Origin of the sequence: Luteimonas sp. TWI662, assembly GCF_039673825.1 — a bacterium.
Classification (GTDB): domain Bacteria; phylum Pseudomonadota; class Gammaproteobacteria; order Xanthomonadales; family Xanthomonadaceae; genus Luteimonas.
Window position 1 is genome coordinate 27773 of the sequence record NZ_JBDJMI010000008.1, and the last position, 21408, is coordinate 49180.

23 protein-coding genes are annotated in these 21408 nt (G+C 70.2%); 12 read left to right on the top strand and 11 right to left on the bottom strand.

Annotation, left to right across the window (positions count from 1 at the left end; translation table 11 throughout):
* Positions 1-2 precede the first annotated feature (2 nt).
* Entirely contained in the window at positions 3-581 is a 579-nt protein-coding gene (locus tag ABE488_RS07620) for a TetR/AcrR family transcriptional regulator (RefSeq protein WP_346444388.1), read from the bottom strand.
* A gap of 74 nt (positions 582-655) precedes the next feature.
* On the opposite strand from ABE488_RS07620, the gene ABE488_RS07625 reads away from it, so the two are divergent.
* Positions 656-916 carry a hypothetical protein gene (locus ABE488_RS07625; protein WP_346447702.1) on the top strand — a complete coding sequence of 87 codons (261 nt, stop codon included), beginning with the start codon at positions 656-658 and terminating at the stop codon, positions 914-916.
* 33 nt (positions 917-949) lie between these two features.
* Here the strand turns inward: ABE488_RS07625 and ABE488_RS07630 are convergent, their stop codons facing one another.
* From ABE488_RS07630 to mltG, 4 genes are read right to left on the bottom strand one after another with little or no spacing between them, the layout of a single operon-like run.
* Positions 950-1309 (bottom strand): PilZ domain-containing protein, encoded by a 360-nt coding sequence (locus tag ABE488_RS07630; RefSeq protein ID WP_183426345.1) that lies wholly within the window; start codon positions 1307-1309, stop codon positions 950-952.
* Between the two features lie 22 nt (positions 1310-1331).
* Entirely contained in the window at positions 1332-2267 is a 936-nt protein-coding gene (locus tag ABE488_RS07635) for a DNA polymerase III subunit delta' (RefSeq protein ID WP_346447703.1), read from the bottom strand.
* Complete coding sequence (gene tmk, locus ABE488_RS07640; RefSeq protein WP_346444382.1) at positions 2264-2905, bottom strand: dTMP kinase; 642 nt, start codon at positions 2903-2905, stop codon at positions 2264-2266. Before tmk ends, ABE488_RS07635 begins: the two co-directional genes overlap by 4 nt.
* Positions 2902-4062 (bottom strand): endolytic transglycosylase MltG, encoded by a 1161-nt coding sequence (mltG, locus tag ABE488_RS07645; RefSeq protein WP_346447704.1) that lies wholly within the window; start codon positions 4060-4062, stop codon positions 2902-2904. Before mltG ends, tmk begins: the two co-directional genes overlap by 4 nt.
* Before the next feature lie 158 nt (positions 4063-4220).
* On the opposite strand from mltG, the gene ABE488_RS07650 reads away from it, so the two are divergent.
* Positions 4221-5783: a phospholipase D family protein gene (locus ABE488_RS07650; protein ID WP_346447705.1), complete on the top strand. Its 1563-nt coding sequence runs from the start codon at positions 4221-4223 to the stop codon at positions 5781-5783.
* Between the two features lie 289 nt (positions 5784-6072).
* Entirely contained in the window at positions 6073-7173 is a 1101-nt protein-coding gene (locus ABE488_RS07655) for a Glu/Leu/Phe/Val dehydrogenase (RefSeq protein WP_183426350.1), read from the top strand.
* Between the two features lie 461 nt (positions 7174-7634).
* Here ABE488_RS07655 and ABE488_RS07660 read toward each other — a convergent pair whose 3' ends face one another.
* Positions 7635-10454, bottom strand: a complete 2820-nt coding sequence (locus tag ABE488_RS07660; RefSeq protein WP_346447706.1) for a S8 family serine peptidase — start codon at positions 10452-10454, stop codon at positions 7635-7637.
* Positions 10455-10645: 191 nt separating this feature from the next.
* Here ABE488_RS07660 and ABE488_RS07665 point away from each other — a divergent pair, with 191 nt between their 5' ends.
* The 6 genes from ABE488_RS07665 to ABE488_RS07690 all read left to right on the top strand — a co-directional run bounded on the left by ABE488_RS07665 (position 10646) and on the right by ABE488_RS07690 (position 14659).
* Positions 10646-11821: an acetyl-CoA C-acyltransferase gene (locus tag ABE488_RS07665; protein ID WP_346444373.1), complete on the top strand. Its 1176-nt coding sequence runs from the start codon at positions 10646-10648 to the stop codon at positions 11819-11821.
* Between the two features lie 125 nt (positions 11822-11946).
* Positions 11947-12282 (top strand): hypothetical protein, encoded by a 336-nt coding sequence (locus ABE488_RS07670; RefSeq protein WP_183426352.1) that lies wholly within the window; start codon positions 11947-11949, stop codon positions 12280-12282.
* A gap of 159 nt (positions 12283-12441) precedes the next feature.
* Complete coding sequence (locus tag ABE488_RS07675; RefSeq protein WP_346447707.1) at positions 12442-12801, top strand: hypothetical protein; 360 nt, start codon at positions 12442-12444, stop codon at positions 12799-12801.
* Positions 12802-13175: 374 nt separating this feature from the next.
* Positions 13176-13718: a polymer-forming cytoskeletal protein gene (locus tag ABE488_RS07680; protein ID WP_346444369.1), complete on the top strand. Its 543-nt coding sequence runs from the start codon at positions 13176-13178 to the stop codon at positions 13716-13718.
* Between the two features lies 1 nt (position 13719).
* Positions 13720-14097: a hypothetical protein gene (locus ABE488_RS07685; protein ID WP_346444367.1), complete on the top strand. Its 378-nt coding sequence runs from the start codon at positions 13720-13722 to the stop codon at positions 14095-14097.
* A gap of 25 nt (positions 14098-14122) precedes the next feature.
* Positions 14123-14659, top strand: a complete 537-nt coding sequence (locus ABE488_RS07690) for a hypothetical protein (RefSeq protein ID WP_346447708.1) — start codon at positions 14123-14125, stop codon at positions 14657-14659.
* Positions 14660-14692: 33 nt separating this feature from the next.
* Here ABE488_RS07690 and ABE488_RS07695 read toward each other — a convergent pair whose 3' ends face one another.
* Genes ABE488_RS07695 through ABE488_RS07705 form a run of 3 tightly spaced genes read right to left on the bottom strand, consistent with a single transcriptional unit; the run spans position 14693 to position 17021 of the window.
* Positions 14693-14917, bottom strand: a complete 225-nt coding sequence (locus ABE488_RS07695; protein ID WP_346444418.1) for a DUF6587 family protein — start codon at positions 14915-14917, stop codon at positions 14693-14695.
* A gap of 8 nt (positions 14918-14925) precedes the next feature.
* Entirely contained in the window at positions 14926-16779 is a 1854-nt protein-coding gene (locus tag ABE488_RS07700; protein WP_346447709.1) for a ferrous iron transporter B, read from the bottom strand.
* Positions 16776-17021, bottom strand: coding sequence for a FeoA family protein (locus ABE488_RS07705; protein ID WP_346444361.1), 246 nt, complete (start codon positions 17019-17021; stop codon positions 16776-16778). Before ABE488_RS07705 ends, ABE488_RS07700 begins: the two co-directional genes overlap by 4 nt.
* Before the next feature lie 258 nt (positions 17022-17279).
* Here ABE488_RS07705 and ABE488_RS07710 point away from each other — a divergent pair, with 258 nt between their 5' ends.
* Genes ABE488_RS07710 through yeiP form a run of 3 tightly spaced genes read left to right on the top strand, consistent with a single transcriptional unit; the run spans position 17280 to position 19208 of the window.
* The gene (locus tag ABE488_RS07710) at positions 17280-18050 is read left to right on the top strand and encodes an SDR family oxidoreductase (protein ID WP_346444359.1); all 771 of its coding nucleotides are present in this window, start codon (positions 17280-17282) and stop codon (positions 18048-18050) included.
* A gap of 3 nt (positions 18051-18053) precedes the next feature.
* Positions 18054-18626 (top strand): retropepsin-like aspartic protease, encoded by a 573-nt coding sequence (locus tag ABE488_RS07715; RefSeq protein WP_346447710.1) that lies wholly within the window; start codon positions 18054-18056, stop codon positions 18624-18626.
* A 15-nt stretch (positions 18627-18641) separates the two neighbouring features.
* Positions 18642-19208 carry an elongation factor P-like protein YeiP gene (gene yeiP / locus ABE488_RS07720; RefSeq protein ID WP_346447711.1) on the top strand — a complete coding sequence of 189 codons (567 nt, stop codon included), beginning with the start codon at positions 18642-18644 and terminating at the stop codon, positions 19206-19208.
* Positions 19209-19263: 55 nt separating this feature from the next.
* On the opposite strand, the gene ABE488_RS07725 is transcribed toward yeiP, so the two are convergent.
* Complete coding sequence (locus ABE488_RS07725) at positions 19264-21093, bottom strand: DUF4105 domain-containing protein (protein ID WP_346447712.1); 1830 nt, start codon at positions 21091-21093, stop codon at positions 19264-19266.
* 4 nt (positions 21094-21097) lie between these two features.
* A complete protein-coding gene (locus ABE488_RS07730; protein WP_346447713.1) occupies positions 21098-21397 on the bottom strand; it encodes a DUF2388 domain-containing protein in 300 nt (99 codons plus the stop codon).
* Positions 21398-21408 lie beyond the last annotated feature (11 nt).

Sequence of the window (21408 nt, forward strand, 5' to 3'; positions counted from 1 at the left end):
CGTCACGCGCCGTCGGCGGCTGCCGCGATCGCTGCGGCGCGATCGGCGATCGCCTGCACGACCGCTTCGCGCTCGGACGGCGTCAAGGCGAGCATCTCGAAGGTCTCGCCGAAAAACAGCCCGTCGAAGGCGAGCATGACCATCATGGCCTCGGGAAACCGCGGTCCGAGCCGCCGCAGCTGATCGATCTGTTCGCCCGAGAACCGCCGCGGCTCCTCCATGAGCTCGGGCGTGTTGACCGCCGCGGCAATGAACGAGCGGGTGGCATGAGGCTCGTGCAAGCCTTCCTTGCGTTCTGCGCGATGCGCCTGCACCAGTGCCTGCAGGTAGCCACCAGGCGTGGCCGGTTGCTCCGCGATCGCCGCCTTGAGCGTCGTGCGGTGCTCGTCGAGGTGATGCTCGACCATCGCGCGCAACAGCGCGTCCTTGCTGGCGAAGTGGTACAGCAGGCCGCCCTTGCTGACGCCCGCTTCGGCCGCCACGGCATCGAGCGTGAGATGGGCCGCGCCCACCTGTTGGGACACAGCCAGGGCCGCGTCGAGAATGCGGGCGCGGGCATCGCTGCGGGGTTTTCGGGTCATGGCTGCCGGGCTTGACGACGAGCCCACAAGTCTAGACGATACCGTCCAGCCGGTACAGTCAAGGATTCAACGTGATGACCTCCCTTCATCCGCGACCTGAGCTTGTCGACAGCGCCAACGTCACTGCCGCAGATGCCTACGCGGCGCTGTCTTGGGTCGAGCAGTTCGTCGAACTCGCGCGCCTGGCGATCGACGAGGACGACGACGAAGCGCTGCGGCGCCGTTATGAGGACGAGCTGCTGCGCCGCGCGGTCTATCTGCGCGCCGCCGGTCTGTTCGATGTCATGCAGATCCGCCACCCCGCCCTGCGCGCGCTGGTCGCCGACGCGCGCTGAAGGCGGCCACGCCGCACGCCCAGCGCCGTCGCACTACATCGTGTGGGTCGGCTTCTCCGACGTCAGCACGCCGGCCAGCAAGGTCTCGATCCGCCCTTTGAGCGCTTCGCCCTCGGGGGTGTCGGCGAACTGGACGCCGACCCCGGCCGCGCGGTTGCCCTGGGCGCCAGCCGGCGTGACCCACACCACCTTGCCTGCGGTGGGCAGGCGTTCGCTCGACTCGGGCAGCGTCAGCAGCAGGAAGACCTCATCGCCGATGAAGTAGCGCTTGGTCGTGGGCACGAAGACCCCGCCCTGCTTGAGATAGGACATGTAGGCGTTGTACAGCGCCGCCTTGTCCTTGATGGTCAGCGACAGGATGCCCTGGCGCGCGGCGGCTCCGGTGGCGCTCATCGATTCGATTCCCCGGTTGTGGTCATGGACGGCCAGCGGCGCTGCGCCATCCCTGGAGCAGTTCGGCGATCGCCAGGTCCGCGCGGACGGTGGTCCTGAGCAGATCGCGCGTGCGGTTGGCCGCGTCGAACCACGCCGCGAGCTTCGCGATTCCCGTCGGGTCGGTCAAGGCGGCCGCGCGCGCAAGCGCAAGATCGGCCGCATGGCGCAGCCGGTCCACGGCCTGCTCGTCGCCGGCCCAGCGCTGCGCGGTCGCAACGGCCGGCAGCTCGCCCTTGGCCAGCCCGGCCAGATCGCGATGGACCTCGCGGCGCAACTGCATGCCACCGCCAGCGAGCCAGTCGGCCGCCAGGCCCGGGTGTCCCTTCGCCGCATCGAGCGCCTCGACCACGTCGTCCTGCGCGTAGCCCTTGCCCGCCAACCACGCCAGCGCCTCGTCGCGCGGCGGCAGGCGGAACTCGATGCGCTGGCAACGGCTGCGGATTGTCGCCGGCAACCGCGCCGGGTTGGCCGCGACCAACCACAGGTGACGACCGGGCTGCGGCTCCTCGAGGGTCTTGAGCAGCGCGTTGCAGGCCGCGTGATTGATCGCGTCGGCCGGATCGACGATCGCGACCTGCGCCTGCCCGTACTGCGGCGTCAGCGACAACTTGTCCGACAGGCCCCGGATCTGTTCGATGACGATCTCGGTGCGCAGCTTGGTGCCGTCCTTGGTCGGCACGAACGACACTGGATGGAAATCGGGATGGCTGCCCGCGGCCAGCAACTGCGCGACGCGCGGCTCGCGGTCGGCCCCGAGCACATGCGCGGCCAGCGCGTCGGCGACCGCGCGCTTGCCCAGCAGCGCAGGCCCGCAGAACAGCAGCGCATGGCCCAGCCGCTGCGCATCGAGCGTGGCGCGGGTGTGCGCATAGATGCGCTGCTGCCAGGGGGCGAAGTCGGCCACGCCGGCGCTCATGCCGACACCTGCAGGACCTGGAGCGCGTGCACGGCGTCGGCGGCGACCGCATCGGCCGGCCGGGCGGCATCGATCACCCGGAACCGCGCCGGATGCGTTTGCGCGCGGTGCAGGAACGTCGCGCGTACCCGCTCGAAGAACGCGTCCTGCTCGGACTCGATGCGGTCCGGACTCGGGTCGCGACTGCGCGCACGCGCGCGGCCCTGTGCCACGCCCAGGTCGAGCAGCAGGGTCAGGGCCGGCTCGATACCGACATAGTCGCGCTCGAGCGCGGCGATCCGCGCAACCTCCAATCCGCGCCCGCCGCCCTGGTAGGCGTAGCTCGAATCGGTGAACCGATCGCTGATCACCCAGGCGCCGCGCTCGAGCGCCGGCACGATGGTCTCGGCCACGTGTTGGGCGCGCGCGGCGAACACCAGCAGCAGTTCGGTGTCCGGGCGTGCGGGCTCGTGCCCCGGATCGAGCAGCAGGCCACGGATCATCTCGGCCAGCGGCGTCCCGCCGGGTTCGCGCGTACACACGACCTCGCTGCCGTCGGCCTGCAACGCTGCGCACAGCGCGCGCAACACCGTGGTCTTGCCCGCGCCTTCGCCGCCTTCGATCGTGACAAAACGCGGATACGACCGCAGCCCGCTCACGGCCGCACCTCCTCGCTGGTCGCGGCTTCAACCTCCGCCTCGTTCGGCGGCAGGGTCTCGTCGCCGGCGGCGGCCTGGGCGGCGCTGCCGGCGCTCGCATCGCCGCCACCGAAGCGCGCCCGATAGCGCCGCACGTACTCGCGGACCGCGGCGTTGTGCTCGGCGTAGCTGCGCGAGAACACATGGCGGCCACTGCCATCGCCGACCGCGACAAAGTACAGCGTGTCGCCCGGCGCCGGGTGCGTGGCCGCCTCGATCGCGGCCTGGCCGGGCATCGCGATCGGCGTGGGCGGCAGGCCGTCGCGGGTGTAGGTGTTGTAGGGCGTATCGGTCTGCAGATCGCGGCGCCGGATATTGCCGGTGTATGCGGTGCCCATGCCGTAGATCACCGTGGGATCGGTCTGCAGGCGCATGCCCAGTTGCAGCCGGCGGTTGAAGACGCCGGAGATCTGCGGGCGCTCTTCGGGCACGCCGGTCTCTTTTTCGATGATCGAAGCCAGCACCAGCGCCTGCTCGCGGTCCTCGAGCGCCAGGCCCGGGTCGCGCGTCTCCCAGGCGCGGTCGAGCGCAGCCTCGAGCGCGGCATTGGCCCGCGCCAGCACGTCCAGGTCGGTGTCCCCGCGGGTGTAGAGATAGGTCTCGGGCAGGAAGCGGCCTTCGGGATGCACGCCTTCTAGGCCGAGTTCGGCCATCAGGCGCGCGTCGTCGAGCTCGGGCACACGCTGCGCCAGCAGTTCGGCGCGCGCGAGGGCAGCGCGCAGTTCGCGCATGTTCCAGCCTTCGACGATCGTGAAACGGTGGTGGATGACCTTGCCGTCGCGCATCCGCAGCAGCAGCGTGCGCGGGGTCGTCTTGGCGTCGAGCGGATACTCGCCGACTTGGATCTTGGCGTCGGCGCCGAGCTGGCGCGCGAGCATGCGCCATTCCAGCGCATGCCCTTCAACCACGCCGGTCTCGCGCAGCCGCGCGAGCACGCGCTGGAACGAATCGCCGCGCTCGACGGTGAACGTGCGACCGTCCTCGATGCCAGACAGCGGGGTGTCGGCAAAGCCGGTGTAGCGGTCGTAGAGCAGATAGGCGCCGGCACCGGCCAGCAGCGCCGAGAGCACGAACAGCAGGCCGAGGCCGCGCCAGCGGCGTTTCACAGGTGGGGTCATGGGCGGCGAAGGCCGTCGGTTCCGAATCGGGACGTCAGGATACCGTGGCGCCCGTGCAGGGCGTGACCTGCGGCCGCGATCGGCCGCGCAGGACGGCCATGGCGCGGCAGCGACGCGACTTCTGCGATCCTAGCCGGCCTTCCCGCCGCCATCCCTCGATGAAGAAGCGCGTCAAGAGAATCCTCGCCTGGGGTGTGTTCACGCTGCTGGTCATGGCGGTCAGCAGTGTGTTCGTCGCCGACCGGCTGATGCCGCCAGCGACCGGGGTGCCGAGCACGACGCTGCCGCTGTCGGAGGATGCGACCGCACTGGACCGCGAACTGACGCCGCTGCTCGCCCGCCACCCGGGCCAGACCGGCGCGATCATGCTGCCCGACGGCATCGATGCCTACGCCGCGCGTGCGATCTCTGCACGCCAGGCCGGACGCAGCCTCGACCTGCAGTACTACATTTGGCACGACGACCTGACCGGCCGCATGCTCGCCAACGAGGCCTGGGAAGCGGCCGAGCGCGGCGTCCGGGTCCGGATCCTGCTCGACGATGTGGGTGTGGGCGACATGGACGCCACGCTGCTGGCGATGGACGCCCATCCGCGCATCGAGCTGCGCGTGTACAACCCGTTCCGCAATCGGAGCGGGCCGCTGCGGGTGCTGGAAATGATCCAGCGCGCCTGGGGTGTGAACCATCGCATGCACAACAAGGCGTGGATCGCCGACGGGCGACTGGCGGTGGTCGGCGGGCGCAACATCGGCGTGGAGTACTTCAGCGCCGCCGAAGCATTCAACTTCCACGACCTCGACGTCGCCGTGTTTGGTCCCGCAGTCGCCGAGGCCAGCGCGATCTTCGACGACTTCTGGAACAGCGAGGCCGCGGTGCCGATCGCTGCGCTCAATCGCAAGCCGCCGCACACGCTGCGCGCGGTGCTTGCGCGGATCCGCGACGAGGCCGGCAGCCCCGAGGCACGCCGTTTCCTCGATGCGATGGACATCTCGCCCAGCGTACGCCGTTACTTCTCGCAGGAGCTGACGCCAATCTGGAGCGAGGACATCCGGATCCTCTCCGATCCGCCGATCAAGTGGCGCGGCGATGAACGCGGCAACTGGCTGGTCGAGCATCTGGTCGGCCAGATCGGCGCAGCCAAGCGCAGTGCGTTGTTGATCTCGCCGTACTTCGTCCCCGGCGGGATTGGTACCGAGGGCCTGGTCGCGCTGGCCGACCGCGGCGTCCATGTGTCGGTGGTCACCAACTCACTGGCCGCCAACGACGTCGTGGCCGTGCACGGCGGCTACGCGCGCTATCGCAAGCCGTTGCTCGAAGGCGGCGTGCATCTGTTGGAGACCCGCAGCCAGGCCGACGCCAAGGCCGCCAGCAGCCTGTTCGGCAGCAGCGGGGCGAGCCTGCACACCAAGGCGGTGCTGATCGATGGCCATCGCGGCTTCGTAGGCTCGTTCAACCTCGACCCGCGCTCGGCCAATCTCAACACCGAAATGGGCGTGCTGTTCGACGACCCGGACCTGGGCGCGGCGCTGCGCGACGAGTACCTGCACCTCGCCGACCCGGACATGAGCTATTGGGTCTATCTCGACAGCAAGGGCCGGCTGCGCTGGCTCGACCGCGCGCGCGACCCGCCAGCCGCCCTGGACAGCGAGCCCGACGCCACCCGGCGACAGCGCGCGATCGCAGCGCTGGTGCGCTGGCTGCCGATCGAATCGCAGCTGTGACCGTGCGCGGTCGGCGGGCGCGCCAGCGCTGCGCCCACACGCCGGCCGCGTGGTGCACTGCAACACCTGCGGCAACCCGATGACGCGGACGCAAGCGCTTGATACCGCGGTGTTTTCCGCCTCGCGCGGGTGGGCGCGACCCTTTCCGGGGAGGAGGTGCGTAAAATGCGGCGTTCCCGGACAGACGGCGTCCGCGGACGTCCGCAGACGGACGTACGGGCCCACCTGCTGGCCCCATGCCGCCTCCAGCCAACCATGCGTCGGGCGATCGCCCGCGACGGAGCATTGAATGATTTTCGAGCACCTCGACACCACCGGTCACGAGCAGATCGTGTTCTGCCACAACAAGGACGTCGGCCTGAAGGCGATCATCGCGATCCACAACACGGTGCTGGGCCCGGCGCTGGGCGGCACGCGCATGTGGCCGTACGAATCCGAGCAGGACGCGCTCAATGACGTGCTGCGCCTTTCGCGCGGCATGACCTACAAGAACGCGGTCGCCGGCCTGAACATCGGCGGCGGCAAGGCGGTGATCATCGGCGACCCGGCCACCGACAAGTCCGAGGGTCTGTTCCGCGCATTCGGCCAGTTCGTCGAGTCGCTCGGCGGCCGCTACATCACCGCCGAGGACGTCGGCATCGATGTCAACGACATGGAGTTCGTCTACCGCGAGACCCAGTACGTCACCGGCGTGCACCAGGTCCATGGCGGCTCGGGCGACCCGTCGCCGTTCACCGCCTACGGCACGCTGCAGGGCCTGCTGGCGTCGTTGAACCGCAAGTTCGGCAACGAGGAAGTCGGCAACTACAGCTATGCGGTCCAGGGCCTGGGCCATGTCGGCCTGGAGTTCGTGAAGCTGCTCAAGGAGCGCGGCGCGAAGATCTTCGTCACCGACATCAACAAGGAGCGGGTCGAACGCGCGGTCAGCGAGTACGGTGCCGAGGCCGTGGGCCTGGACGAGATCTACGATGTCGATGCCGATGTCTATTCGCCATGCGCACTCGGCGGCACGGTCAACGAAAAGACCCTGCCCCGCCTGAAGGCCAAGATCATCTGCGGCGCGGCGAACAACCAGTTGGCCAACAATGCGATCGGCGACGAAGTCGAGCAGCGCGGCATCCTCTACGCGCCCGATTACGCGGTCAACGCGGGCGGCGTGATGAACGTGTCGCTGGAGATCGACGGCTACAACCGCGAGCGTGCGATGCGCATGATGCGCACGATCTACCACAACCTCACGCGCATCTTCGAGATCGCCGAGCGCGACGGCATTCCGACCTACCGGGCCGCCGACCGCCTGGCCGAGGAGCGCATCGAGGTCATCGGCAAGCTCAAGCTGCCGCTCGGTCGCGCCGCCCCGCGTTTCCAGGGCCGCGTCCGCGGCGCCTGAGGCGGTTGAAGTAGAGCAAAGCGCTTCAGAAATGGGAGTTCCACTTCGGCTGGGCAGCGGCCTGCCGGCCGGAAGCCGCTCTTCCCTCGGCCAGGCCGCTTCGCGGTCCGGCCACGCGAAGCACGCGTGGCGTTCACCTGGATGCGCGGCAATGCCGCGCAAGCCATCCAGGCTCACCCTGTCCTGACTCGGGCGCGCGCCCGCTCCGCTGTGCGGATCGGTCCGGCCCGGCGCAGCGCGCCGTGCGTTCGTCCACTCGCGCGGCATGCCACGCAAGCAGAGCGGACTCACCCATGGCGCGCTTGACGCGGCCACCGACCGGCAGTCCGCTCTGTGCGGAGCGCTTCTGATGACTTCGGCAAAGAACCCGGTACAAGACGATGGGGCTTCGGCCCCATCGTCGTATCCGGCGATCCGAAAGAACGGGGCCGAATGCAATCGCGCGCGCCGCCCCGATCCGGTCAGAAGCCGTAGGCGTAGCGCAGCGACAGCATGCGGTCGGCGCCGCGCGGGCCGAAGCGCTGGTCCAGGCCCAGCCCCAGCAGCGAGCGGCGCGTCAGCCGGCTGTCGAGCCCGATGCCAAACAGGCCGCCCGAGCGTGCCGGATCCAGCCCCGCGATCGGCGCCCAGGCCTCGATGCCGGTGAAGCTCGCCTGCAGGTCGAAGCCGCTGGCAGACAGCGTCTGCTGCCATTCGCCGTAGCCGTGCAGCGAGAACCCGGGTCCGTCCCAGCGCGCACGCACGCCGGCGATCGCCTGGGTGCGCTGCGCCGACCAGCCGGCGCTGCGCAGGCCGAAGCCGTCGCCGCCGAGTTCGTCGAAGCCGTCGCTGCGCAGCCGCACCTGCTCGGCGCCGGCATACGGCCCGATCTCGGCCGCACCGATCCGCCAGTGACGGCCGGCCTCGATCGCCGCCTGGGTGTAATGACCCGCGTAGCGGGTCGAGACCCCCTGCGGCATCGCGCCAGTCAACAGCGTGCGCTGCAGGTCGCGATCGAAGCGGCCGCTGCCCAGTTGCATCATCGCGTAGCCGGCGCCGAAGGTCCGTGCGACGTAGGCCTTGGCCTGCGTCTGGCGATCGCGGCTGCGATCGCCGCGACTGCGTGCGATGCCGTCGCCGCGCAGCTCGCCGAACGCGAATCCCGCCACCAGGCCGTCACCGAGCGCGTGATCGCGCCCCAGGCTCCAACCGTCGACGGTGAAGCCGTCCCGGGCGAATCCGCCGCGGCCGCCCTGTCCCAGGGCGTCCTTCCACACCCCGATACTTGCGGCATTGGCCGCCAGCGCACCGACGCGGTCGGCGACCAGGCGGCGTGTCATGTCGACATTGTCGAACGTCGCCGACAGCGCCGCAGCGTGCTGCGTACCGGACAGACTGTCGAGCGCGGCGAGCGCGCGCGCCTCGTCCTGCACCTGCTGCAACGCCCCCGCCGCGCGCACGAAGCCGTCGGCGACCGGCACGCCGGCGGCGTTCTGCGCATCGATGCGCGAGAACGCGCCTTCGACGCGGACCGCCGCGCCCTGCCCCTGCGCCGTGATGCCGGCCATCGACATCGCCGTTGCGCTGACGTCGAGCCGAGCGATGTCGAGCCAGGCCCGGTTGGCGTCGTAACCGAGCGTGGCGTCGAGGAACACGCCCGGGCCGCGGGTCAAGCTGCCGAAGGTCCCGGTGACCCCGTCCATCGCCTGGATCACGGTCTCGCGCGCCGAGTGGACGTAGCCGCCGACGATGCCGGTCACCTGCAGTTCGCCGGCCAGCGAGGCACGGCCGGTCACCTGCAAGGGCGCACCGATCTGCCACGCCAACCGCCCGGCCGCGCCTTGCTGGAAATCGCCGGCGATCGTCCGCCTGCCGAAGTTGCCGGCGACCGCGACCGTGCCGTTGTTGAGCAACGTGCCGCCAACGCGCGCGCCGCCGAATTGCAGCGTCGCGCCGGGCGACACGCTCACAGCCCCCGGCACCGTACCGGCGAACGACAGCGTGCCGCCCTCGACACGCGTCGCACCGCGGTAGTCCATGAGCCCGTCCAGTTGCAGCGTGCCGCTGCCGCGCTTGACCAACCCGCCGGCACCGGTGATGGCGTTGCGCCAGGTCGAGGTGCCGGCGAAGTTCACGCTCACATCGCCCCAGTCGAACTTCGCGGGGCCGCCCACGGCCTTGGCGACGTTCAACGCGCCGTAGCCGAACACCGGATCGACACCCGGCGCGCCGATGTCGGTGGCGGTGCCGAGGAGCGTCTGTCGGACCAGGTCGTTGTCGAAGTACGGGAAGGCCTCCCAGACCAGCGCCGCGGCGCCCGAGACCAGCGGGGCGGCCAGCGAGGTGCCGCTGTACTTCCAGTACTCGGGGCGGTTGGGCGCGTCGTCGGTGCCGGTGACGACGACGGTACCGGGCGCGACCAGGCAATAGCGCATCGCGATGCCGCAGGCGTTGGAGTAATCGGCCAACTGCGTGGTGCTGTTCTCGGCCAATGCCGACACGGTCAGCCAGCCGCGTTCGAGATCGGCGCCGGGCGTGCTGCCGTTGGCGCCGCGCTGACTCGGCAGTGCGGCAAGATCCGAGGGATCGGCGCGCTTCGAGTTGCCCGAGGCGAAGACCACCAGCCCACCGTGGCCGATCACGAATGGGCGGTACTCGCTGGCGATCTCGCGCGCTGCATTGTCGCCGCTGATGTACAGCCCGCCCCAGGAGTTGTTCATGACCCGCACATCGCGGCGGATCAGGTCGGCATGGATCGCCTCGACGCCGATGCGCCCGGTCACCGGGTTGCCATTGCCCGAACCGTCGTCGACCGGTGGCTTGTCGTTGATGATGCGCGCCGAGACGATCTCGGCATTGGGCGCCACGCCGCCCGGCCAGGCGCCGAACGGCCGCCCCGCCGCCGCCTGCGCGACGGCTGTGCCATGCCCGGCGACATCGTCGACCGACAGGTTGTTGTCCCGACCGACGTAGACCAGGTTGGCGACCACCCGATCACGCAACGCCGGATGCTTGCGGTTGACGCCGCTATCGAGGAAGCCGATACGCACACCACGGCCGGTATAGCCGGCGTCGTGCGCGGTCCAGGCGCCGGTGTCGGCCAGATGCCGGCTATAGGCCGGCTCAGGCGGCTCGACCACCGTCGGCGGCGGATTGGGCGAGATCACCGGCGGCGGTGGTGTCGGCAGCACGATCCCGCCCCCCGACCCGCCGCCGCAGGCCGCCAGCGCGCTGCCCAGTGCCATGGCGAGCACGGCGCGACGCATGGTCTGCGGCGCCCGCACGATCCTCGAATCCGACATCCTGCACCCCTCTCCCGTTGATCGATCGTCGCGCGCGGCCACGCCGGCGCCTGCTTCCCCTGCGCATGCTTCTATACGCGCAAATGCCCAATCCCGCCATCGGGGCCAATCCCAGTCGGCCGGGTGCCGATTCCCGTGGCCGGATGCGATAATCGCCCGATCGCATGCAACTCACTACGGAGTTTCGCCTCATGACCGAGATCGTCATCGTCGGTGCCAAGCGCACCGCCATCGGGTCCATGCTCGGCCAGTTCACTGGCGTTCCCACGCCGACGCTGGGCGCAGCGGCCATCCGCGCCGCGCTCGAGCAGGCCGGCGTGGCGCCCGAGCAGGTCGACGAGACCGTCGTCGGCTGCGTGCTGCCGGCCGGCCTGGGCCAGGCCCCCGCGCGTCAGGCCTCGCGCGCGGCCGGCATCCCCGACGCGGCCGGGTGCGTGACCATCAACAAGGTCTGCGGCTCGGGCATGCAGGCGGTGATGTACGGCCACGACATGATCAAGGCCGGGACCGCCAAGGTCGTCGTCGCCGGCGGCATGGAATCGATGACCAATGCGCCGCATCTGCTGCCCGGCGCACGCACCGGCATCCGCTACGGCAGCGCCGAGTTCCTCGACCACATGGCCTGGGACGGCCTGACCAACCCGTACGACGGCAAGGCGATGGGCGTGTTCGGCGACATCGCCAGCGAGAAGTACGGCTTCAGCCGCGAGGACCTCGACGCCTATGCGGTCGAGAGCGCGACCCGGGCCAAGCATGCGATCGCGTCGGGCGCCTTCAAGGACGAGATCGTTCCGGTCGTGGTGAAGACCCGCAAGGGCGAGGCGAGCTTCGACACCGACGAGCAGCCCGGACGCATCCAGGTCGACAAGATCCCGACCCTGCGCGCGGCCTTCGGCAAGGACGGCCTGCTCACCGCGGCGAGCTCGTCGAGCATTTCCGACGGCGCCGCCGCACTGGTGCTGACCTCGGCCGACGAGGCCGCCGCGCGAGGCCTGACCCCACTGGCGCGCATCGTCGCCCACGGCCGCCATTCGCAGGCGCCCGAATGGTTCACCACCGCGCCGGTGACCGCGATCCGCAATGTTCTCGACAAGGCGGGCTGGAAGGTCGAAGATGTCGACCTGTTCGAGGTCAACGAGGCGTTTGCCAACGTCGCGATGGCGCCGATGAAGGATCTGGGCATCCCCCACGACCGCCTCAATGTGAATGGGGGCGCACTGGCGCTCGGCCATCCGATCGGCGCAAGCGGCGCGCGGTTGATCGTGACGCTGGTCCACGCGCTCAAGGCGCGCGGCCTAAGTCGCGGAGTCGCTTCACTTTGTATTGGTGGCGGCGAAGCGACCGCAATTGCCGTCGAAATGGCGTGAACTTCGGTTAACGTGATTTTTACGAAAAAACCACGAACTCCCGCTTGACAGCCGTTCGCGGCTTGTCATGATGTTGCCGGCGCGCATTTAGCGCGTTGCCCACACTTTCAGACGAGGAAGACACAATGACGATCAACAAGGCTCTGCTTGCCCTGGCTATGGGTTTTGCGCTGGCTGCCTGCAGCAACGCCGATCAGGCCAACAGCTCGGCCGAAGGCGCTGCTGACGCGGCTGCCGACGCGCAGGCCGCTGCCAACGAGACGACCGATCCGGCCGTCGCTGGCACCGCGCAGACCGCCGCTGACGACGCCGCCGCTGCTGCCGACGCCGCTGCCGAGGCTGCTGCCGACGCCGCCGCTGCTGGCACCGACGCTGCTGCCGAGCACGCCGCCGACGCTGCCGACCACGCTGAGACCAAGGCCGAAGACGCCAAGGACGCAGCGCAGGAAGTCGCACCGTAATTCCACGTGGTGGCCCTCGCGCCACTGTGTCGAATTGCAGAAGGCCGCCGGGTGTACCGGCGGCCTTTTTTCATGGTCGGGCACTGCCCGGCCTTGCCATCGCGCTCACATCGACGCATTCACGCTCCGTCTTCCGTACTTGCCCACAGGAGACCTGCCATGCGTTTCACTCTGTTGACCGCCACGACGATCGCCGCCCTGACGCTGGCCGCCTGCAACAACCACAGCGCCGATGCCGAGCGCGAGCGTGCCGAAGCCTCGGCTGACGCCGACAATGCCGGCCGCGCAATCTCCGATGCCGCGTCGGCGACCGGCGAGGCCGCGCGCGAAGGCGCCGATGCCGCCGCTGCCGCCTCGTCGGACGCGATGCACCGCGCCCAGGTCGCCGCCGACGACGCCGCGGCGCGCTCCGAAGCCGCCGCCCGCGAGGCTGCCGCCGCCACGGGCCGCGCGACCCAGCGTGCCGGCGAAGCGATCGAGAACACCGGCGAGCGCATGGAAGAACGCGCCGACCGCTGAGTCCTGCGCGATGTCGTTCCCGGGCCCGCCGCAAGGCGGGCTTTTCGTTGGCGGATTGGCCACGCGTTCAAATGATGGAGGGACGCCCAGATCGATGCGTGCTGGCCAGCGCCTGCCGACGGACGGCCGATGAGTAAGCCAAATGCCGGCGCGCGCGCCGTCCACCAGGAGCGCCCGCGCCCTTGGCGGTGCGGAACACGCCCCGTAGCGGCCGATACTCGCGGTGGTTGTCGAGTGAACACGAGGCCGGCGCTCGCCCGTCGCCTGCGCCAAAGTGCGTGCTAGTCTCGGCCTTCCGCGTCGTCCCCCGGCGGCGCGGACCGGCCCGTTGGGTGCATCGGGCGGCCCCGTCCATCTCCGAGGTAACGCGCGACATGGCTATTTTTCCAAGTTCCGGTTCCGCCAAGAAGGATCCGCCCGCTCCCGGCAATGACGCCGCGCTTTCGCCTGCGCCGGTCCGCGACGTGACGCCCGCCGTCGCCGACTTCGCGACGCCGACCCCGATGCCACAGCCGCGCAGCGCGCCGGCGCCCGTTGCGAAGGAATCGATCATCGCGGCCGATCTGACGATCGAGGGCAAGATCGAGGGCTCGGGCGATGTCCGCATTGCGGGCCGCTTCAAGGGCGACGTCAACGTCCAGGGCACTCTGACGATCGAACATGGCGCCAAGCTCAACGGCGGCGTGCGCGCCAACCAGGTGCTGGTGTCGGGCGAACTCGACGGCAACATCGATTCGGCCTCGCTGGTCGAACTGCGCGCCTCGGCGGTGATGACCGGCGACCTCAAGGCCGGCTCGCTGACGGTGGCCGCCGGTTCGAAGATCCGCGGGCATGTCGAGTGCGGCTGGGGCGAGGTCAAGGGCGACGAACGCCGCGCCTCCCGCAGCCAGGATGCAGCGGCGTCCGATCGCGTCTGACATGGATCCCCGCACCGGTGCGGCAGGCGCGACCCGCGTCTGCCCGCACTGCAAGACCACGATCCTCGAAAGTTCGGCGCGCTGCCCGGCGTGCCGGCACTATCTGCGCTTCGATGCCGATGCCTCCACCAGCATCGGCACGCAGGACGCCACCACCGCGCTGCAGGTCGAGGGCACGATCCGGCACCCGCCCGAAGGTGGCGCCTGGGAGTACTCGGTGGTGCTGGTCATCCGCGACGAAGCCGGCAAGGAACTCAACCGCCAGGTCGTCGGCGTCGGCGCACTGTTCGCTGGCGACGAACGCAGCTTCAGCCTCGCCGTCGAAGTCGTGCCCACCCGCGACATGCGACGCAGCCCCAACCGCCGCGGCCGGCACTGACCCACGCGATCGAGCAGCACGCCGAATGTTCGAACCGTATTCGCTGTATGCTCGCCTGAGCTTCGCACCCGGCGCGTTCGAGGCGTTCCTGGCGGCCGCGCCTGCCCAGCCGTCTGCCTTCGGCGACTGGCAGACCTGGTTCGATCAGCATCGACTGGCCGGCGACGGGCGCGTGCCGGCAGGCCTGCTCGCCGATGTGGATGCTGGTCGGGTCGCAGACATCATCGAGGCCTGGCAGCGCGACCCTGCCCTGGGAATGCCGCCGATGGCCTACGACGCCGCGACCGGCGTGTGCCGGATCGCGATGCTCAGCGCGTCGGAGAACGTCGAAGCGCTTGTGCGCATGCTCGCGCCGCTGCGCGGCGCTGCCGCATGCCACCGCGCCGAGGCCGACGACTTCATCGTGGTGCTGGACTTCCTGTGGGGCGGTGATCAGCTTGGCGCGTACGTGGCCCTGCGCGATGGCCGCAGCCAGCTTGGGACCACAGTGCCCCCGGCGCATCGCGCCGAGGCCATCGACTATCTCGAATGCACTTTGGAGGCGTTCGAGCAGGGCGCCTGATCCCGGCCCCGCCCGCGAGCACAGCCGTCGGATTCAACCGCAGCCATCACAGCCGCCGCAGCTCGCACCGCCGCGCGGTGAGGGCGCGATGCGCCGCCCCAGCGCCCGGATCCAGGCAGGCCGTCCCGGCCGCACCAGCGGCACCGCCAGCGCGATACGCAGGCGCCGTGCGGTCGCAGGCGCCTGCTTCTTCAGCACGATCCAGCCGCTGACCGCGACCAGCAGTGCGACCGCAGCGTACTGCAGCGCCAGTTGCAGGTCCGCGCTCACCCCGCCCCCAGCGCACGCGCCACTTGGTAGGTCAGCAGCGAGGCCAGATAGGCCAGCGCAAACAGGTAGCCGGCATTGAACGCCATCAGCCGCCACGAGCCGGTCTCGCGCCGGATCGTCGCCCAGGTCGAGATGCATTGCGGCGCATAGATGAACCACACCAGCAACGATAGACCGGTCGCCAATGACCAGCCGTCGGTGATGATCGGCGTCAGCGCCTGGGCTGCGGCGGCATCGTCGGCGGCCGATAGTGCATAGACGGTCGCCAGCGATGCGACGGCGACTTCGCGCGCGGCCAGGCCGGGGATCAGCGCGATGCAGATCTGCCAGTTGAAGCCGAGCGGCGCGAACACCAGCGCCAGCGCATGGCCGAGGCGGCCACCCAGGCTGTACTCGATCGCCGCCCCGGTGGCGCCGTCGGGCGGCGCCGGGAACGAGAGCAGGACCCACAGCAGCACGGTCAGCGCGAGGATGATCCCGCCCACACGCCGAAGGAAGATCATCGCGCGCTCCTTCAGGCCGATCGCCAGATCGCGCGGATGCGGCAGCCGGTAGGACGGCAGCTCCAGCAGCAGCGGATGCTCGCTGCGATCGCGGCGCCAGCGCTTCATCACGAACGACACCGCCAACGCGCTCAAAATGCCGGCCATGTACAGCGCGAACAGCACCAGCCCCTGCAGGTTGAGCGCTCCCCAGACCTGCCGTTGCGGAATGAACGCACCGATCAGCAACGCATAGACTGGCAGCCGCGCCGAGCACGTCATCAGCGGCGCGACCATGATCGTCGCCAGCCGGTCGCGCGGGTCCTGGATCGAGCGGGTGGCCATGATCCCGGGAATCGCGCACGCGAAGCTCGACAGCAGCGGGATGAACGATCGGCCCGACAGCCCGGCGCCCTTCATCAGCCGATCGAGCAGGAACGCTGCGCGCGGCAGGTAACCCGACTCCTCCAGCGCCAGGATGAAGAGAAACAGGATCAGGATCTGCGGCAGGAAGACGATCACGCCGCCCAAGCCCGCGATGATGCCGTCGGCGAGCAGGCTGGTCAGCGGACCGGGCGGCAAGGTCGCCGACACCCAGGCCCCCAGCGCGGAGGTGCCGGCATCGATCATGTCCATCAACGGCGTCGCCCAGGCGTAGACGGCCTGGAAGATCAGGAACATCACCAGTGCCAGCGCCAGCAGGCCGAATACCGGATGCAGCAGCCAGCGATCGAAGGCATCGTCGATCCGTGCGGTCCGGCGCGGCATGCTCACTGTGGCCGCCAGCAGCGCACGCACCTGGGCGTGCAGGTCGCCTTCGGCGTCGCCGCTCGAGGGCGGCCGCGGTCTTGCGACCGTGTCGGCCAGCCGCTGGCGCAGCGCCTGCGCGCCGTCGCGGTGGATGGCGACGGTTTCGACCACGGGCACGCCGAGTGCGGCCTCCAGCGCCGGGACATCGATGGCGATGCCACGCCGTGCCGCGGCATCGGCCATGTTCAGCGCCACCACCATCGGCCGGCCCAGCGTCCGCAGCTCCAGCACGAAACGCAGGTGCAGCCGCAGATTGGTCGCATCGACCACGCAGACCAACACATCGGGGGCCGGCTCGCCTGGATAGAAGCCACGGCACAGGTCGCGGGTGATCTGCTCGTCCAGACTCGCCGGCTGCAGGCTGTAGGCGCCGGGCAGGTCGAGCAGCGCCCAGTGCGCGCCATCGGGGCCGCGCATCCGCCCCTCCTTGCGCTCGACGGTGACGCCGGCGTAGTTGGCGACCTTCTGTCGGCTGCCGGTCAGCAGGTTGAACAGTGCCGTCTTGCCGGCGTTCGGGCTGCCGACCAGGGCCAGCCGCGGGATGGCCGCCGTGGTCATGCCGCGTCGCCAGCGTGGACCTGGACGCGCGCGGCCTCGCTGCGACGCAGCGCGAAGCGGGTAAAGCCCACGCGCACCAGCAACGGGTCGCCGCCGAACGGCGCCAGCGCAACCACCTCGACCGACTCGCCGGGCACGAAGCCCAGTTCGCCCAGGCGGCGGGCGATCGGATCGTGACTGCCGACCGCCTGGACGGCATCGACGAGGCCCGGGGTGCGCGGCGGCAGCTGGCAGAGGTTCAAGGCAGGTCCGGTGCAAATGGGAATGGGTCGCGATTCTACTCCCGCGCGACCGCGACACAGGCGCCCGCCCCACCCTCCGTCATGCCTGGGTCTGTTTCGCCCGCGCAACGCAGTGCCCCGCACTCCGGCCGCGCTCGAGGCTCGGCCCACAGACGCCACGTCACGCGCCTGGGCGCAGGCGCGTGGCCCTGCGTCCGCGCGCCATCGTGCCCGGGCGCAGCGGTTAGACTGCGCGCTTTCGTTTCGAAAGGATCGCGCATGCTCCCCGATTCCGTCCGCGCCATCGTCACCGGTGGGGTCTCCGGCCTCGGCCTGGCCGTCGCCCATCGCATCGTCGCCGATGGCGGCCGTGTCGCGCTGCTGGACGTCAACGACGACAAGGGCGCCGAGGCGGTCGAGGCGCTGGGCGCCGATCGCGCACGCTACCTGCGCACCGACGTCACCGACGAGGCCGGGGTCGCGACCAACATCGAGGCCGCGCACGCGTTTCTGGGTGGCCTCAATGCCGCGGTGAACTGCGCCGGTATCCTCGGCGCCGGCCGCGTGCTCGGACGCGAGGCGCCGATGCCGCTGGAGACCTTCAGCCGCACGGTGATGGTCAATCTGGTCGGCAGCTTCAACGTCGCCAAGGCCGCGGCCGCGGTCATGCAGCACAACGCGCCCGGCGAGGACGGCGAGCGCGGCGCGATCGTCAACACCGCCAGCGTCGCCGCGTACGAAGGTCAGATCGGCCAGGCCGCCTATGCGGCGTCCAAGGGCGGTGTGGTGGGCATGACGCTGCCGATGGCGCGCGAACTCGCGCGTTTCGGCATCCGCGTCAACACGATCGCGCCGGGCATCTTCTGGACCCCCATGGTCGACGGCATGCCCGAGGCGGTGCAGCAGTCGCTGTCGGCCTCGATCCCGTTCCCCTCGCGCCTGGGCCGACCGGACGAATTCGCCGACCTCGTCGCCCACCTCCTGGCCAGCCGCTACCTCAACGGCGAGACCATCCGCCTCGACGGCGCGGTCCGGCTGGCGCCGAAGTAAGCGATGTCGCTCCCGTCGTCCGGCCTGGCCTCGGGCCTGCTGCTCGCGCTGCTGTCGCTGGCGCCGGCCCATGCCGGTGACGCGGCGCCCGCCGATGCGGGCGCGCTCACCGGCCTGCTCGCCGCGCGCGGCTACGACACGATCCCGATGCGGCGCTATGGCGCGGCGCATCTCGCGGTCGAAGTCAGCATCAACGGGGTCGCCGGCACCTTCCTGATCGACACCGGCGCTGGGCGGACGGTCATCGACCGGGCGCGCCAGGCGCGCTTTGCCGGTGGACGCCAGGCCGATGCGTCGGGCGGGCTGCAGGCGACCGGCGCCGGTGCCGGCAACCTCGCCATCGAGACCCTGCCAGGCAGCCGACTGACGATCGGCGAGTACCGGGACGACGATTTCACCGCGCACTTTCTCGCACTCGACCACGTCACCACTGCCTTCTCGCAACGCGGGCTGCCGACGATCGACGGCGTGCTCGGCGCCGACGTCCTCGACCGCGGCCAGGCGGTGATCGATTACCCGAACCTGCGGCTGCACCTCCGCAATCCCGCCGCACCCGCGGCATCCGTCTCCCACTGAACAACGCAGACACCGATGAAAGCCTACGACGTCAAGAAAGGAAACGTGGTCGAACACAACGGCGGGGTCTACCAGATCCGCGACATCGAACGCAGCTCTCCGCAAGGCCGCGGCGGCAATGTGCGCTTCCGTTTCACCATGTACAGCGTGCCCGGCGGCAACAAGCTCGACGCGAGCTTCGACGGCGACGACGACCTGCGCGAGGTCGATCTGGCCCGGCGCCAGGCCAGTTTCTCGTACAAGGACGGCGACGCCTTCGTGTTCATGGATGACGAAGACTTCACCCCCTACACCCTCGACGCCGATGTCGTCGGCGACGGAGCGGGCTACATCACCGAAGGCCTGGGCGGCTGCTATGTCCAGGTGATCGAAGATGCGCCGGTCGGCCTGCAACTGCCGCAGAGCGTGGTGCTCGAAGTCGTCGACACCCCACCCGAACTCAAGGGCGGCACCGCGACCAAGCGGCCCAAGCCCGCCAAGCTCAGCACCGGCATCGAGATCCAGGTGCCCGAGTACATCGGCAACGGTGAGCGCGTCTGGGTCAACACCACGACCGGCGAGTTCGGCGGACGCGCGGACTGATTTTCCGGCTCGGGTCGCGCCGTTGGAAACGCCAGCGACCGAGGCGGCGAATGCTTCAGTCGAGTTGCAGCCCGCCCGCCTCGCGATGCAGTTCACGCAGGTGGGCGCCGAGCATGGCGACGTTGCGCTCGGTCGTCGCCAGGCGTCGTTGCGCGTCCGGCGGCAATGCCGCGCGCCCCTGGGTGTCCAGCGCGTCGCGCAGCGCCCGCAGGCGGTGGCCGAGCGCATCGGCCTGCACTCGCAGCGCCGCGCGCTCGGTCTGCTGCGGCAGGCCGTAGCCGCGGTCGAGCAATTGCGCCGGACGGCTGAGGCCGTCGCCGGCAGCGAGCAATGCCTGCAGCGTATCGGCTGCGGCGCCCTGGTCCGCGGCCGCGAGATGCCAGCGGCGCTTGAGCATGTTGCGCAGCCGCAGCTCCAGCCGCCGCTGCGCGGCGTGCTCGAGCACCAGCAGCGCTGCGCCGTCGCGCTGCCCTGCCGTTGCCAACCACGGCGCGCGCAGATCGGGATCGAGATCGAGCCAGGTGGCGACATCGCCGGTCGGCAATGGCTGCGCCGCCTGGGCGACCGCCAGCAGGGCCGCGTACTCGCGGTCCGCGGCCGGAAAGTAATACCCCTCACGCATGGCGCGATCGGGCGCATCGAGCACCGCGACGTCGGCGATGCCGTCGCGTACAAGCCTGCGCAGCAGGCCGTTGGGCGTGATGCTGCGCAGGCGCGGGCCGTCGAGCCGCGGCACGCCGGCATCGAGCAGTTTCCAGGTCTCCACCGCGCAGTTGTTGCCGACGAACCGATAGCGGCCGTCGTAGCTCCAGTGCACGCTGGCCGCGCGCTCGAGCAATGTCGCGATTTCGCCCGGCGACAAGTGCAGCGGAATCGACTGCAGCCCGCGCAGTTCGATCCTGGTGTACTCGTCGATCACTTGGTCGAGCGGCAGCACAAACAGCCGCGCCGGATAACGTCCCGTCAGCCCGCGCAGGCTGGAGATCTGCACATCGTCGACGAACGCCCGGAACGACAGCACGCGGTGGTGCGCCAGGTCGTAGCGGCATTCGGGCCCGGGGGTGCGACCCGGCGCGCAGATCACCAGGCGCAGCATGCTGTGGCCCCAGCGACTCATCGGCTGCGCGTTCCCCTCGGCGAACAGGTACTCGACCGACCAGACCCGTGCCGGATCGAGCTCCAGCAGCAGGTGGCCGTCCTCCTGCGCCTGCGGCTCGGCCTCGATGAACGGCAACCCGCCAGCGCAGTCCGCGGCGGGCGGCGCCCAAGCGAAATGCGCGGTGAAGTACGCGTGCAGTGCGGGCCGCCGGCAGGCGTACTCGGGATCGAGCAGGAAGTGCTCGAGATTGACCGCGACGAATTCCGCCGCAGATGCGGTTTCGTAGGCGTCGGGCCGACGGTCGGTCATCGCATTGTGGCGCGCCCGCAGGCCCAGCCGCAGCGGGGCGCGCGGCCAGCCTGCAAGATCGCGTAGCCGCGGATCGCGCGACAGGCCGCCGTAACGGCTGCGGTCGTAGCGATGCGCGAGCTCGTGCACGAGCGCGGCGGACGCGGCCTGCATCGCCTGGGCATCCAGGCCATCGGCGGCCACGGCATCGAGCAGCGCCCGGCGCAGCACGATGCGGTCGCCGATCGCGCGCCCGTGCACCTGCGGCGGCAGGTCGTCGCGCCAGCTCAGCTGCACGTCGAGTCCCTCGGCGGCGCGCCAGGCCGGCGGCAGGCGCGCAAGTACCGTGTCGATCAGCCGGGCCGAGGCGGCCTGCGCGTCGGCATCGAGCGGCGGCGTGCCGGTTCCTGCGTCGATCCGCCAGGCCTGCGCATGCGCAGCGCCGGCGGCGAGCAACAGCGCGACGCCCACGGCCCGCAGGCGACGGCGCGAAACCATCGGCTCAGAGCGCGAGCATGGCCTGCGCCAGTTGCAGGTCGCTCGCCACCTGCGCATCGGGCCGCGTCTGCCGCAGGTGGCGCAATGCGGCCTCGAGACGGGCGCCACGGATCCGGCCGTCGCTGGCGACGAAGCCGGCAGCATCTTCGCGCGCCTGCAGGACGATCTTGTCCTTGCCCGAACTGCTGCCCGACGACGCCGAGCTGCCAGCGGACGTCGCACCGCCCGTCGTACCGGCGAAACTGCCGGCGAACGCCGACGTGGACAGAACGAGCAGCGCACAGGCGAGCGAGGATCGGGACATCAGGGGGCATC